Genomic DNA, 14,928 nt, shown 5'->3' with positions numbered 1-14,928 from the left:
CCTCAGGGATCAGCTCCGGGTCCATTTCTGATTGTCGCCGCCCCAGCAGGAGTAGAGCTGGATCTGGGTGCCGTTGCTCGTGCCCGCGCCGACGGCGTCCAGGCACAGGTTCGACTGCACGCCGACGATGGTCCCGTCGGAGTTGAGGCGCCACTTCTGGTTGTCGCCACCCCAGCAGCTGTAGATCTGGACCTTGGCGCCGTTGCCGGTGCCCGCGGCGTCCAGGCACTTGTTGCCGTAGACCCGCAACTCCTGGGCGGAGGTGTAGGCCCACTGCTGGTTGCTCTGACCGTTGCAGTCCCACAGCTGCACCTGGGTGCCGTCCGCCGTGCCGGCGTTCGGCACGTCCAGGCAGCGGCCGGAGGCGACGCTCTTGATCTGGCCGCCGCCGCCGCTCGGGGGCGGGCTGGAGCTGCCGGTGGGGGAAGAGCCGCCTATGGTGATGTTGGAGTTTCCGCTGCTCTGGTATCCCTCGGTGGCGAGGATCTGGTAGTCGTGGCTGCCCAGGTTCATGCCGTAGCGGGCCCACGCGTCGAAGTGGTTGCCGGTGGTGATGCTTCCGCCGGTCCTCTTCTGCTGCCGGACGCTCCAGTACTGGTTGAACGTCTTGTTGCCCTCGATGGAGGGCGCGTTGTAGCGGGTCGTCTGGTAGATGTCGTAGGTGCCGCCGTCGGTGGTGACGGTCCCCTTGTAGGTCCCCGTGGGCCGGTAGGTGCCCCAGTTGTCGACGACGTAGTACTCCACGAGCGGGTTTCTCGTCCACCCGTAGAGAGCCAGGTACGCGTTGCCGGACGGGTTGAAGCTGCCCGAGTAGGTCACGGTCCTGCGCCCGCCGGTGCTCCAGCCCTTGCCGGCGACGAAGTTGCCGGTGTTGCGCCAGGAGGTGCTGTAGTTGCCGCCGGACCCCAGCTCCATGGAGACCGTTCCCTGGCTGTCGGTCCAGAACGAGTAGAAGTAGCCGTTGTTGGTGCCCGTCTGGTTCGTGGTCACGGCCGCGTGGGCGACACCGGGCAGCATCGCCACGGCCGCGGCCAGCACCACGGCGCAGGCCCGGCCGACCAGCAGCCGGACGCGGCCGCGTCTGCGGCCTTTCCAGTGAGCGGGGGCGTTCATTGCGCGCTTCCTCCTCATGAAGGCTGGCGGGGGGCCAGGCAGCGTGGGCTGGGGCGGCCGACGTGAGCGCCACCCCGCGCGCCGGCGTCGCTACTGCGAAACTATCGGCGCAGTGGCGAAAGTATCGGCTCGCCTCGCCGAGCCGTCAACGAATTCCCGACCGTTTCGAAAAGGTTCTCTCGATCCCGCATCACGAGAAGGAAGACATCGTCCCTGGTGAATGGCGACGCCTATGCGATTGAGCACTCAGTGCCCGGAGCGACGTCGCTGAAAATTACAGGGCCTTCCCGATAACGCTTCGCCGGTCAGGTACGGCCGCATCGGATCCCTGGGCAGGTGGAAGCGCGGGGGCGGTTCTGTCGGAGCCGCGTGTCATACTCACCTGCGTGGTTGCGCGTACGCCGCAGAAGGTGCTGATCGGGCGTTCCGCCGAGCTCGATCGGCTCGTGGGCGTGCTCGACGCCGCCGCGGCCGGGCTCGCGGGGGTCGCCCTGGTGGGCGGCGACGCGGGGATCGGCAAGACGCGGATCGTCACCGAGCTCTGCGACCTCGCGCAGCGGCGGGGGTTCGTGACACTCGTCGGCCAGTGCGCCGAGCTCGGCGACGCTTTGCCGTACCTGCCGCTCGCGGACGCCCTGCGCGGCGCCGCCGCCGATCCCGGCGGCCCGGTGGGCACGGCCACCGCGGCCCGCCCCGCCCTGCGGCGGCTGCTGCCCGGCGACGAGTCGGGCCCGGCGGAGGCGACCACCGGCGGGCTCGCCCAGCAGCGCCTGTTCGGGTCGGTGCTCGACATGCTGTCGGAGGTGGCCGGGCGGCAGCCGGTCCTGTTCGTGTTCGAGGACCTCCACTGGGCCGACCGCTCGACCCGTGACCTGCTGGTCTTCCTCACCCGCATGCTGCAGCGCGAACGGGTCTGCCTCGTCGGCACCTACCGGACCGACGACCTCCACCGCCGCCACCCGCTCCGCCCGGTCCTGGCCGGCCTGCGGCGGCTGCCGCTGGTCACCTCCGTCGAACTGCCGCCGCTCCGCGACGACGAGATGGCGGAGTATCTCGCCGCCCTCGACCGGTACGGCGAGGGCGCCGCGGGATCGGCGGCGGAGCGCGGCCTGACGACCGTGATCGAGCGCGCCGGGGGCAACCCGTTCTTCGCCGAGGAACTGCTGGCGGCCGGCGCCGAACGGGCGCGACTGCCGGGAACCCTCGCCGACCTGCTGCTCGCGCGGGTGGAGGCCCTGTCGGACACCGCCCGCCAGGTGCTGCGGGTCGCCGCGGTGGCCGGCCGCCGGGTCGGCCACGACCTGCTGCGCGACGCGACCGGGCTCGGCGACCTGCCGCTGGAGGACGCGCTGCGCGAGATCGTCTCGCGGCGGCTGCTCACCGCGGGCAGCGACGGCTACGCGTTCCGGCACGCGCTCCTCCAGGAGGCCGTCTACGACGACCTGCTGCCGGGCGAGCGGACCCGCCTGCACACCACGTTCGCCGCGCTGCTCGCCGAACGCGGCGGCTCCCCCGCCGAGCTGGCCCATCACCACCTCGCCGGGCACGACCTGCCGGGCGCGCTGCGTGCGTCGGTGGAGGCCGGGCGGCTGGCCGCCGGGCTCGGCGCGCCGGCGGAGGCGCACCGGCACTTCGAGCGGGCGCTGGAGGTCTGGGACCAGGTGCCCGGGGCCGAACAGTTGGCCGGGGAGAGCCGGGCGAGGATCGCGCTGGCCAGCTCCGCCGCGGCGGCAGCGGGCGGCGACTACCACCGGGCGGCGGAGCAGTTGCGGCGGCTGCGCCGCGAGGCGAGCGACCCGGTCCTGATCGCCGAGACCGGTGAGCGCCTGTCCTACTATCTGGCGGACGCGGGCGGCGACGAGGCCGAGGCGACCACCGCGGCCCGGGAGGCGGTGGACCTCGCGCCGCACAGCCCGCTGCTGGCCAGGGCCCTGGCCACCTACGCCCGCGCCCTGTCCCGGGAGTACCGCTTCGGGGAGGCGGCGACGACGGCGTCCAGGGCGCTGGAGGTCGCGCAGGCGACCGGCGCCCGCGACGCCGAGGCCAGCGCCCTCGTCTCGCTCGCCGTGATCGATGAGGAGATCGGGAGCAGCGTCGAACGCGCCGTCGACCTGCTCACGCGGGCCACCCGCCGCCCCTCGGGCGACCTGTCCATCGACCTGCGGGCGCGCTTCAACCTCGCCCGCATCCATTACGAGAACGGCGCCCTCTCGCTGGCCGCCCGCATCACCGAGGACGGCGTACGGCTGGCCGGGGAGACCGGGCTCGCCTGGAGCACGTTCGGCACCGACCTGCGCTTCCTGCACTACCTGGTTCACTACGCGGACGGCGACTGGGACACCGCGGAACGGCTGGCGGGAGGGTTCGGCGTCCGGGTCGGCACCCGGGCCGAGGCCCAGCTGTCGTCGTTCGCCCTCTTCGTGGAGGTGGGCCGGGGACGCCCGGGCGCCGACGAGAGACTGCGGTGGCTGTCCCGCTTCTGGCCGGACACGCTGGTCGGCTACATGGCGCGCGGCATGGCGGCCGAGCAGGCGCTGTGGCGCGGCGACCCGCACACCGCGCTCGACCACGTCGACGCGATCATCGCGGCGCTCGAGCCGTTCGATCCCAGCGTGATCCGCATCGCGGCCACCGGCCTGTGGGCGCTGGCCGACCTCGGCCGGACCGGCGAGCCCTGCGACGACCTGCTGCGGCGGGCGCGGTGGGCGGCGGAGAACGGGCCGAACGGCCCGCGCGCCCGGCTGGGGCCGGAAGGGGTCGCCTGGCTGGCCCGGGCGGAGGCCGAGTGGCACCGCGCCCACGGCACGGCGGACCCGGAGGTGTGGCGGCGCGCCACCGCGGCCTTCGGATTCGGCTTCGTCTACGAGGAGGCGCGGTCGCGGTGGCGCCTGGCCGAGAGCCTGCTGCGGACGGGCGACCGCGCGGCGGCCCGCGCCGAGTGGGAGCGCACGGTGCGCGTCGCCGCCACGCTGGGAGCCCGGCCCTTCCTGGAGACGCTCAGGTCGGTCGGCGCGCGGGCCGGCTTCCCCGATCCCACAACCACCGGCCACACGACCACCGGCGCGACGGCCACCACGACCGACCCCGCGCCGGGGGTCCCCGGGGCGCGGAACGGGACGGCCGGCATGAACGGCCAGGAAGCCGCGCGGGAACCGGGACGGCTGGCCGCGCTCACCGCGCGCGAGCGGGAGGTGCTCGCCCACGTCGCGGACGGCCTGGCCAACCGGGAGATCGGCGAGCGGCTGTTCATCTCGCAGAAGACGGTCAGCGTGCACGTCTCGAACATCCTGGCCAAGCTCGGCGTGACCAGCCGCACCCAGGCCGCCGCGATCGCCCTCCAGGAGGGGCTGTCGACGGGCAGCGCGGGCGGAAATACTGTGTAATCGAGGCTCGGCACCAGAAACAATTTCCGGAGGTCAGCGGTGACTCGGCAGATCGTTTCCGTCGTGGCGGGTGAGGAGCTCCCTTCGGGCACGCCGTACGAGTCCGTCAACCCGGCGCGGCCCGCGGAGACCGTGGCGACCGTCCTGCTCGCCGGCGCGGACGACTTCGCCGGCGCCTGCCGCGCCGCGGCGGCGGCCCAGCGGGAGTGGGCGCGTGTCCCCGCCCCGGTGCGCGGACGGGTGATCGCCTCGATCGGCCGCCTGGTCGAGGCCAACACCGAGGCGCTGGCCCGGCTGGTGACCGAGGAGATCGGCAAGCCGTACGCCGAGGCGCTGGGCGAGGTCCGCGAGATCGTGGACACCTGCGACTTCTTCCTGGGCGAGGGCCGCCGCCTCTACGGGCAGACCGTGCCGTCGGAGATGCCCGACAAGAGCCTGTTCACCTTCCGCGTCCCGGTCGGCGTGGCGGCGGTCGTGACGGCGGGCAACTTCCCGGTGGCCGTCCCCTCGTGGTACCTGGTTCCGGCGCTGCTGTGCGGCAACGCGGTGGTGTGGAAGCCCGCGGAGTACGCCGCGGCCTCCGCGCACGCGTTCTACCGGCTGTTCGCGGCGGCCGGGCTGCCGGACGGCGTGCTCAACGTCGTCTTCGCCGACGGCGGCCAGACGTACGAGGGCCTCGACCGCGCGCTCGGCGAGGGCACCGTGCAGAAGGTCGGATTCACCGGGTCGAGCGCGGTCGGCCGGGTCATCGGCGAGTTGTGCGGACGGCACCTGCAGTCGCCCTGCCTGGAGCTCGGCGGCAAGAACCCCATGGTCGTCATGCCGGACGCCGACCTCGACCTCGCCGCCGAGGGCGCCCTGTTCTCCGGGTTCGGCACCGCCGGTCAGCGGTGCACCTCCCTCGGCACGGTCATCGTCCACGAGGACGTCCACGACGAGTTCCTGCGCCGGTTCACCGCCGCCGTGCGCGACGCGAAGATCGGCGACCCGAACGGCGACGTGCTGTACGGCCCGCTGCTCGACCACAGATTCGCCGAACGGTACGAGGAGTACCTGGGCTGGATCCAGCCGCACCACACCGTGCTGCCGGGCCCGGTCGGCCGGATGGACGGCGAGGGCCTGTACTACCACCCCGTCGTGGTGGACGGCGTCCGCCCGGACGACCGGCTGTTCCTGGAGGAGACGTTCGGCCCGATCGTGGGCGTGACGACGTTCTCCACCCTCGACGAGGCGATCGACCTGGCCAACCGGCCCGGATACGGCCTGTCGTCGTCCATCTACACCACCGACCCGAAGGCGGTGTTCCGGTTCCGCGAGGGCGTCTCGGCCGGCATGGTCAGCGTCAACAACTCCACCTCCGGCGCGGAGGCCCACCTGCCGTTCGGCGGGAACGGCAAGTCGGGCAACGGCAGCAGGCAGAGCGGCATGTGGGTGCTCGACCAGTTCACCCGCTGGCAGGCGATGAACTGGGACTACTCGGGCCGCCTGCAGAAGGCCCAGATGGACGTGGCGGAGATCACGCCCGACCTGGGCTTCCGCCTCTGACGGCTCACGACGCCGACGCCGGCCGCGGAAGGTGCGGTGAAGGCGGTATCGCCGATCCCCGGCGGGGCACGCCCACCGGGGATCGGGTCGCAGGGCGTCTCAGGCCTCCGGGCCTCGCCTGCCGTCGTAGCCGAGCAGCCGCATCGCGACCTCGGGGTCCATGGCCGCCGCGAGCAACTGCGCTCGTTCGGCCGCCCGGTCTCTGGCCTCCTCGGCCCGCCGCCGCCCCGCCTGATGGGAGCGGACCAGCAGGACCGCGACCGCGATGCCGCCGATCACCGCGACCAGCGCGACGGCCAGCAGGACGGCCGTGCCGGCGGGCACACCCGCGACGGTGGCGGCGCCCCCGGCGCCCGCCACACCCCGCGGCGAGGCGAACAGCAGCACCCCCAGCAGCGTGAGCAGCACCACCGCCACGACGACGCCGACGACCGCCCACAGCGCGCCGTACGACGTGCGGGACGGCGGGGCGGGCGACGGCAGGAGCGGCGAGACCGGGGAGACCGGTGGCGGGGCGCCGTTCCACGGCACGAAGTCCGGCTGCGCCGGCTCCGCGGGCTGCACCGCCGGGGCGTGCCCGTTGCCGCCGGCCAGGCCGTTCGACGGCGGGGCGACCAGCACCGGCGCGGCGCCGCCGGAGGACGCCGCCACGACCGACGCCTCGATCACCCGCGTCCGGGGCAGCGGAAGCTCGATCGGGACCTCGCTGTGCGCCTGGTGGGCGGTCGCGGCGGCCACATGGTACGCCTCGATCTCCTCGTAGAACTCGTCGGAGGTGTAGACGGTGCCGTCGATCAGCGGGCCCATCCTGCCCTCGATGACCGCGACCACGTCGTCACCGTTGAGCGTCTTGTGCTGCTCCAGCGCGTGCGCGACCGACAGCACCTCGCGGCGGTTCTCCCGCAGCAGTTCGGCCGTCTTCTCCAGCAGCCGGCTGAGGTTGAACTCGATCCGCTCGGGGAGCATGTCGGGCACCATCTCGTCGCGCCGGCCCACGGGAGTGCCGGTGAAGCCGGTGCCGCCGCCCCCGGGCTGCGGCTGGGCCGCCTTGCCCTCGCGCAGGCCGAGCTCCTGGAGGGCGGGCAGCGAGGCCACCCCGATGCCCATGCCCCAGTGGGCCTCCATGAGGCCGGTGATCGCCGTGGCGCTCTGCAGGTCGCCGGAGACGCCGGAGGAGTTGTCCTCGCCGAAGAACATCCGCTCCCCCGCCAGCGAGGCGAGGGACACCATGATGTCGGCCTCGTACTCCGACTTCCACCGCGTGAACTGGTCCTCCGGCTTGATGCTGGCCACCATGCCGAGATAGTCGGCGCCCTTCTCGATGGTCGCCAGGTCGATCTCCAGGTGGTGGCGGGTGCGGTAGGCGGCGACCGCGTGGCACGCCTCGTGCACCGCGACCGCGTGCCGCTCGCGCTCGATGTACTCGACGTCCTCGGGCGGCCCGAGCTGCTTGAGCCGCTTGGCCCGCATGACGTCCGACCAGGTGATGGTCTCGCGGCCGTCCCGGATCGCGGTGATCAGCGACTCGTTGACCAGGTCCTTGATCGTCGCACCGGTGGCGTACGGCGTGATGGTGGCGAGCTTGTCGATCTGCTCGTCGGTGAGCTGGTGGCTGACCTTGTCGAAGTAGCCCTTGTACGTGCGGATCCGGCCCGCCTTGGAGGGGTAGCCGACCTTGTAGATGCGGTCGATGCGGCCGGGCCGCAGCAGCGCCTCGTCCAGGGCCTCGGGCAGGTTGGTGGCCATCATGATGAGGATGCGGTACTTCGGCGGCGGCTTGGGCCGCATGCCGAGCAGCCTGCGCACGTAGCGGTTGACGAAGCCGCGCGGCTTCTTCAGTCCGGAGATCTCGGTGAGCAGCGCCTCCAGCGTGCCCATGCCACCACCGCCGCCGCCCATGCCCGCGCCGTACACGATGCGGTTGACGAAGGCTCCGGTGCGCGGCATCCGCGGGGGCGCGGCCTCGGCGGCCGGACCGGCGGCGTGACGGCCGAGCACGGTGCGGGTGTGCGGGTCGAGGTAGGCGAAGCCGTTGCAGCCCGCGTCCTCGAACGGCGCCGGCACCGACCTGCCCCAGCCGCCGGGCCCGCCCTGCGCGAGGGCGCCGCGGTTGCCGAGCGAGTCGGCCTCGTCGAAGAACACGATGACGCCGCCGTACCGCAGGGCCAGCTTGCGCAGCTTGCGGAACAGCGACTTCACCTTGAGGACGCCGACGCCGAAGAACATGTTGATGAACGCGCCCGGGTCGACGAACACGTACGGCTTGCCGGTCGAGCCGGCGACCGCCTCGGCCATCAGCGTCTTGCCGGTGCCGGGCGGGCCCCACAACAGGATGCCGCTGGGCACGTAGCCGCCCCTGGCCTCGATCTCGTCCGGCTTCTCCAGGAAGACGATGTTCTCCTTGACCCGCTCGACGACGTGGTCCTGGCCCCAGACGTCGGAGAAGCGCGTCTTGATGTCGTCGGGGTAGTAGACGTCGACGCCGCCCCTCGAGAGGAACCAGAAGATCGCCACGAACTGCCCGACGGCGACCACCATGATCAGCACGAGCTGCAGGACCATGGGGAGGAAGCCCCACACGGTGGCCGGGACGCTGAACAGCGCCTGCAGCGGCGAGACCTGCTGCACCCTGCCGAGCACCAGCGCGATGACCGCGATCCAGACTGCCCACTTGATCGCCCGCGCGATGCGGTAGCGGTTCCAGTCGTTGAACCTGCGGTGGGTCCATCGGTTCCAGCCGCCGAAGACCTTCTGCGTCCAGAACCGGTGGTAGCCGGCCGAGCGTTCGCTGATCAGGAAGTGGACCTGCCGGACCACCTCGGCGCCGGCGAGCCACAGGATCCAGGACGCGTCCCTGACGGTCAGCGCCAAGGCGTCGCGGAGGGGCATGATGCCCTCGTACGTGGCGACGGTGTTCCACACCAGCACGCCGAACGCGACGGCGAGCAGGATCAGGAACTTCGTCCGGTCCCACAGCGGCAGACGTTTCCTGGTGACGGGGTCGCGGTCCACCGGACCCGACCCCGGCTCGCGAAGCCCCTCGTGGTGCTTCGGTGGGAGGGCCGTGCTCATGTGAGGGGCTCCTTCACGGGTTGATGAGGCGCTTGACCTTGAAGGACTTGACGACGGTGTCGATCTCCGCGGCCCGTTTCCGGTAGCACAAAGGTGAGCAGCGGATGAGAAGGGTGGAGACCGTCGTCCCGTCGGCGGACAGGTAGGCGGTCTCGTCGAAGGTCTGCACCGGGCCGCCCAGCAGACGGTAGTTGAACACGCTACGCACCCCGCGCACGCCGTCCGTGACGGGCAGCACCTCGTCGGCCAGCAGCTCGAAGCCCTTGTAGGCCGTGGCCTCCTCCATCTTCTTGCGCGTCTCCTCGGGCACGGCCACGTAGAGCCCGCTGGAGTTGCGCAGCTCGTTCAGCGACACCGCGTTCTGCGCGTCCTCCGTGAGCTTCTCCACCTTGGCGAAGACGAACGGCTGGTCCTCGGCTCCGGGCGAGCCCTGCAGCAGGTGCCCCGCGGACGGCTCGGCATGGGCGTCGAAGGCCGTCGTCCACACCAGCTGTTTCACCACCTGCGCGGTGGCCGACTCCGTTTCGCCGAAGACCTCCTTGTCGAGGCTCTTCTGGTCGATCTGCCGCCAGGAGGCGGGGACCTTGAAGTAGGTGCCGCCCGCGTCGTCGCGTACGTAGGTGTAGTCGGGGCCGGCACAGCCGGACAGCACAGAGGCGGCCACCGCCGCCCCCACGACCGTTCCCACCACCCCGGTCCTTACCCGTGGTCTTTCCACCAGGGCCTAACCTCCGCTTTGCGGGTCTACGAGGTAGTAGTGCCCGTTTTCCAACTGTCCTTCTCACGGTAAGTCTGCGACGCGCCGGAAAACTAGACCGAATCTTGCCCGGATCTTGGCTCCTCCTGTTACACGGAGGTCACCCGCTTCACCGGCGGGACCCGGCACCGGGACGCCGATCGCGGCGGCGGACTCACCTCTGATGCCGATACCCAATGGACGACGATCGAAAGCGGGCCCCGGCACAACAGCCGCCGCCCGGACCCGGGAGCCGATGATGTAACACCTGACTGCCTCGAACACGACAACTTGATGCATGCCGTCAGGAATCACCGTGGGAGGGGCTGGCGAACATGAAGCAGGTCTACGAAGAAGACGGCGCCGGCGAGAGGCCGGACGGCTTCTTCGGGGTGACGGCGGAGCGCATGTTCTCCGAGGTGTGGTCCCGGCAGGTCCTCACGGTCAGGGAACGGCGGTTGCTGCTGCTCGGCCTGCTCGTCGGCCAGGACATGGACGACATGCTCCGACTGCACCTCGACACCGCTCTGCGCTCGGGCGAGCTGACCCCGGCCGAGCTGCGCGAGACGGTCGTGTTCCTCACTCTGTACGCCGGATGGCCTCGCGCCGCCCGGCTCAGCGCGAAGGTGGAGGAGCTGATCAGCCGCACCGCCGAGGTGTGACCGCCGCCGAGGGCGGCGGGCGGGCCGGACCGACGGGCCGGACGGGACCGACCCGTGCGGTGGGTACGCTGCCGTCATGCCCACCGCACTCATCACCGGCGCGACCGCCGGGATCGGCGCCGCCTTCGCGCACCGCCTGGCCGCCGACGGATTCTCCCTGGTCCTCGCGGCCCGTGACGAGGAGCGGCTCGCCGCCTCCGCCGCGGCCCTGCACAAGCGGTACGGCGTGGCGGTCGAGCCGCTGTGCGCCGACCTGACCACCGAGGAGGGGATGGCGGCGGCCGAGGAACGGCTGCGCTCCGGGATCGACCTGCTGGTCAACAACGCCGGGTTCGGGCATCACGGCGGCTTCCTGGACACCCCCGTGGAGGACGAGGTCCGGATGCTGCGGCTGCACTGCGAGGCGGTGCTGCGGCTGACCCGGGCGGCCCTGCCGTACATGATCTCCAAGAGGCGGGGCGGGGTGATCAACGTGGCCTCGGTCGCGGCGTTCCTCCCGGGCGGCACCTACAGCGCCACGAAGTCGTGGGTGGTGAACTACAGCGCCTCGGCGGCCAACATGGTCAACCGGCACGGCGTGCGGGTGATGGCGCTGTGCCCGGGGTTCGTGCGCACCGAGTTCCACGACCGGGCCAAGCTCGACATGTCCGGCCTGCCGCGCTTCGCCTGGCTGTCCGCCGACCGCGTCGCCGCCGACGCGATGCGCGACCTGGCTCGCGGGGCCTGGGTGAGCGTCCCGTCGGCCCGCTACAAGGCGGTCGCGGCGCTCGCCAGGCTCCTGCCGCTCAACCTGGTCGGCCGCATGGCGCGATTGCGCTACCGCTGAGTCAAAGCCGTTCGACGTTCGGGCCGCGGCAGCGGCCCCGGGTGTCGAAGACGAACCGGCTGGCCCGCTGGACCAGGTCGTAGTCGTAGCAGTCCTGCCCGCCGAGCACGACGACGGCGTCGGCCCTGGCCAGCTCCGCCGCGTCCGGCTCGACCACCTCGACCCCGGCCGGTACGACGAGGTCGTCGGCGCTGGAATCCGCGGCACGGGGGTCGGCCGCCCGCACCCGGGCGCCCAGCCGGCACAGCGTCTTGGCGACCTCGACCGGCGACAGCCCGAGCAGCAGGATCCTGCTGCCCCTGATCGAGCGGCACCTCCGGTTGAGCGCGAGGCACAGCCGGTCGACCACGTGGGCGGGCATGTGCGCGTTGACGTCGTTGGCCGCCTCGACCAGGCGGAATCCCCGCCCGATGCCGCGCCGGATCCCCCACGGCAGGTACGCCACGTCGAGCGGCAGGCAGGAGTCCTCGGTCCCGGGGGAGGGCGCCACGGCGGCATGCCCGAAGGGCGTGGTGGCGGCGGCCTCGACCGCCTCCCACACGTCGACGCCGAGGTGCGCGGCGAAGATCGACAGCTCGTTCGCCAGGGCCGCGCCGACGTGCGCGCGGGCGCTCTCCAGCAGCGCGCACAGCTCCGACACGCGGGGCGAGGAGACCGGGACGGTCTCCCGCACCAGCCTGCCGTAGAAGCCCGTCACCGCCCGCAGCGAGGCCGCGTCGACGCCCGAGACGACCTTCGGCGTGTTGCCGAGCCGCCACCGCGGGTTGCCCGGCTCGGCCCGGTGCGGGCTGTGGCCGAGGTGGAAGTCGTCCCCCGCGCGCAGTCCCGACCCCTGTTCGAGCAGCGGCCGTACGAACTCCTCGGTGGTGCCGGGGTAGGCGGTGCCTTCCAGCACCACGGTCGCCCCCGGCCGCACGAACGGGGCGATCCGGCCGGCCGCCGAGCCGAGCGGGCCGAGGTCGGCCGCGCCGTTCCGCATCCGCACGGGTGTGGTGAGCACGCACACGTCGAACCCGGACGCGTCGGCCGCATCGGCGCTGGCCGCGTACCGGCCGGACGCGTGCGCGGCGGCCAGCGCGCCGGCGCCGACGCCCTCGGCGCAGGGCTCCCCCGCGTTCAGCCGCTTGACCCGCCACTCGTCCTCGTCGAGGCCGACGACGCGGAACCCGGCCTCCACGGCGCGCATCGCCAGGGACAGCCCGGCGCCGCCCTGGCCCACGACCACCAGCTTCTCCGCCACGCTACGACTGTAGGAGCGCCCATGCCGCCGCCCCCGGGATTGGCGGACGGGACGGCTGTAAGGCTTGGGTACGGATAGGGGAAAGTCTCTTCCGCCGGCGTCCGGGCACCCCGTCGGCGGTGTGACCTCGGGCTAGCTTCTCCGACATGATCAGGGAGGAGCCAGCATGAAACCGGATGACCGGATTCGTGTCATGGAGATAATCGCCCGGATGAACGTGAGCGGTCCCGCCACCCAGGTCACCGGGTTGTGCGAGCGGCTCAGCCCGGTCGAGTTCGACCACCGCCTGTACACCGGATACGTCGACGGCGGCGAAGGCGACCACCTGCAGCTACGCGACGCCACGATTCCGGTCCACCGGGTGCCGGGCCTCGGCCGTGCGATCAAGCCGGCCGACGACTACCGTGCCCTGTTCCGGCTGACGAACGCGATGCGCGAGTTCCGGCCGCACATCGTGCACACGAGGACCACCAAGGCGGGCGCGCTCGGCCGCCTCGCGGTGCGGCTGTCGGGTGTCGGGGCGGCCCGGGTGCACAGCTACCACGGCCATCTCCTCGACGGCCAGCTCTCCCGCCCCAGGCGGGCCGTCTACGTCCGCATCGAGCGCAGGCTGGCGAGGATGACCGACCGCCTCGTCACGGTCGGCGCCCGGGTGCGCGACGACCTCCTCGCCGCCGGGATCGGCCGGCCCGAGCAGTACGTCGTCATCCCTCCCGGCGCCGGGCTCGGCCCGCTGCCCGAGCGTGCCCGGGCCCGCGCCGCGCTGGGCGTCCCGCTGGACGCGCCGGTCGTGGCGTACGTCGGGCGGCTGAAGAAGGCCAAGCGGCCCGACCGGCTCGCGGAGGTCGCCAAGGCGGTCCTGGCCCGGCTGCCCGGCGCCCGGTTCCTCGTCTGCGGCAGCGGCGAGCTGAAGGAGGAGCTGGAGCGGGCCGTCATGCCGATGTGGGACTCCTTCCGGCTGCTCGGCTGGCGGCGCGACGTCGAGACCGTGTACGCCGCGGCCGACGTCGTGCTGCTCACCTCCGACAGCGAGGGCACGCCGCTGGCGCTCGTGGAGGCCGGCATGGCGGGCCTGCCGGTGGTGGCCACGCGGGTCGGCAGCGTCCCCGAGGTCGTCATGGACCGCCGCACGGGGTTTCTGACCGAACCTGACGCGGACGAGATGGCCGACCACGTCGTGCGGCTGCTGGTGGACCCCGGCCTGGCGCGGCGGATGGGCGAGTCGGCCCGGGCGTGGACCGGGCGGGCGTTCTGCGTGGACCGGCTGGTGGCCGACACCGAGGCCCTGTATCGGGCGCTGCGCGGCGCGACGCGGTCGGAGGTGGGCAGCCGATGACGCCCGTTCCGGCGCTGGCGCCCGTGCTCGCGGGAGCGGCCGCCTGCCTGCTCGCCGTGCCGGGCCTGCGCCCGGTGCGCCGTACGGTCCCCTACCTGACCGGGGTGACGCTGGCGGCGGCCACGGCGGGCGCCGCGGTGGCGGTCACGATGACGGCCCTGGGCCCGCCGGACCGTCGGGTGAGCGCGGTCCTGCTGGCCGCCGCGGCGGTGGCGCTGCTCGGGCTCATCGCGGACGTGGGCGCGCTGCCGCTCGTCACACGGCTCATCGTGGAGTCGGTCGCGGCGGGCGGCGTCGTGCTGTGCGGCGTGCAGGTGACGCTGACGGGCGACTGGCTGGACGGGCCGGTCAGCGTGATGTGGATCGTCGCGATGACCAACGCGTACGGGCTGCTCGACCGGCTCGGCGGCGCGCTGGCCGCGGTCGCCGCCGTCACCGGCGTGTTCCTCGCCGGGACGGCGCTCGTGCTGGGCGACCCGTCCCTCGCGGTGCTCGCGACCGCCCTGGCCGGGGCGTGCCTCGGCGCCCTCCCGTACGGCAGGGCCCGCGTCAGGGTGCGGCTCGGGCCGTCCGGCTCGTTGTTCGCCGGATTCGTCCTGACCTGCACCGCTGCCGGGCTGACGGCGGGGCGTGGCCCTGCCACTGTGGCGGCCGGACTGCTCCTGCCGGCGCTGGCGGCCATCGTGGGGGCCGGGGCGTACGCCGTCCGGCGGCCGCGGCGCGCGGGCTCGCGGCAGGCGCCGGCGCGGAAGGCGGCGCCCGCCCTGTGCGGCGTCTCAGCCGGCACCGGGACGGCCGGCCTCGCGGTCGCGCTCGGCTGGGTGCCCGCGGGGGCCGTGGGGACCGCGGCCGCGGTCACCGCCGCGACCGCCGCCGCGCTGCTCCTCTGTGCGCGCCTCCGGCACGACTCCTCCTGTGCGCGCCTCCGGCACGACTTCCACGTGTGGCCGAGGCGGGCGTGGAGGGTTTTCCTGATGCCGGTTGACGGCCGGCCGCGGGGGGGGGGGGGGGGGGG

9 protein-coding genes and 1 pseudogene are annotated in these 14,928 nt (G+C 72.9%); 6 read left to right on the top strand and 4 right to left on the bottom strand.

Features of this window, described 5'->3' with window-relative positions:
• Window positions 1-9 precede the first annotated feature (9 nt).
• A complete protein-coding gene (locus ABZ857_RS20995) occupies window positions 10-1,113 on the bottom strand; it encodes a glycoside hydrolase family 11 protein (protein ID WP_357045270.1) in 1,104 nt (367 codons plus the stop codon).
• Between the two features lie 386 nt (window positions 1,114-1,499).
• On the opposite strand from ABZ857_RS20995, the gene ABZ857_RS20990 reads away from it, so the two are divergent.
• Together ABZ857_RS20990 and ABZ857_RS20985 are read left to right on the top strand one after the other, a co-directional pair.
• Complete coding sequence (locus ABZ857_RS20990) at window positions 1,500-4,496, top strand: AAA family ATPase (protein WP_357045268.1); 2,997 nt, start codon at window positions 1,500-1,502, stop codon at window positions 4,494-4,496.
• Between the two features lie 39 nt (window positions 4,497-4,535).
• The gene (locus ABZ857_RS20985) at window positions 4,536-6,041 is read left to right on the top strand and encodes an aldehyde dehydrogenase family protein (RefSeq protein ID WP_357045266.1); all 1,506 of its coding nucleotides are present in this window, start codon (window positions 4,536-4,538) and stop codon (window positions 6,039-6,041) included.
• Window positions 6,042-6,140: 99 nt separating this feature from the next.
• Here the strand turns inward: ABZ857_RS20985 and ABZ857_RS20980 are convergent, their stop codons facing one another.
• Together ABZ857_RS20980 and ABZ857_RS20975 are read right to left on the bottom strand one after the other, a co-directional pair.
• Window positions 6,141-9,113 (bottom strand): AAA family ATPase, encoded by a 2,973-nt coding sequence (locus ABZ857_RS20980; protein WP_357045264.1) that lies wholly within the window; start codon window positions 9,111-9,113, stop codon window positions 6,141-6,143.
• Between the two features lie 13 nt (window positions 9,114-9,126).
• Window positions 9,127-9,801, bottom strand: coding sequence for a hypothetical protein (locus ABZ857_RS20975; RefSeq protein ID WP_357045262.1), 675 nt, complete (start codon window positions 9,799-9,801; stop codon window positions 9,127-9,129).
• A gap of 383 nt (window positions 9,802-10,184) precedes the next feature.
• On the opposite strand from ABZ857_RS20975, the gene ABZ857_RS20970 reads away from it, so the two are divergent.
• Entirely contained in the window at window positions 10,185-10,511 is a 327-nt protein-coding gene (locus tag ABZ857_RS20970) for a carboxymuconolactone decarboxylase family protein (RefSeq protein WP_357045260.1), read from the top strand.
• Window positions 10,512-10,587: 76 nt separating this feature from the next.
• Window positions 10,588-11,337, top strand: coding sequence for an SDR family oxidoreductase (locus ABZ857_RS20965; protein WP_357045258.1), 750 nt, complete (start codon window positions 10,588-10,590; stop codon window positions 11,335-11,337).
• Between the two features lies 1 nt (window position 11,338).
• Here the strand turns inward: ABZ857_RS20965 and ABZ857_RS20960 are convergent, their stop codons facing one another.
• Window positions 11,339-12,577 carry a nucleotide sugar dehydrogenase gene (locus ABZ857_RS20960; RefSeq protein ID WP_357045256.1) on the bottom strand — a complete coding sequence of 413 codons (1,239 nt, stop codon included), beginning with the start codon at window positions 12,575-12,577 and terminating at the stop codon, window positions 11,339-11,341.
• A gap of 166 nt (window positions 12,578-12,743) precedes the next feature.
• On the opposite strand from ABZ857_RS20960, the gene ABZ857_RS20955 reads away from it, so the two are divergent.
• Window positions 12,744-13,913, top strand: a complete 1,170-nt coding sequence (locus tag ABZ857_RS20955; protein WP_357045254.1) for a glycosyltransferase — start codon at window positions 12,744-12,746, stop codon at window positions 13,911-13,913.
• Window positions 13,910-14,928, top strand: a pseudogene (locus ABZ857_RS20950) (hypothetical protein); the annotation flags it as partial. The gene ABZ857_RS20955 and the pseudogene ABZ857_RS20950, both read left to right, overlap by 4 nt.

It is taken from the genome of Microbispora sp. NPDC046933, from assembly GCF_040644635.1.
In the GTDB taxonomy this organism is placed as follows: Bacteria; Actinomycetota; Actinomycetes; order Streptosporangiales; family Streptosporangiaceae; genus Microbispora.
This window is presented reverse-complemented; position numbering and strand designations above follow the sequence as displayed.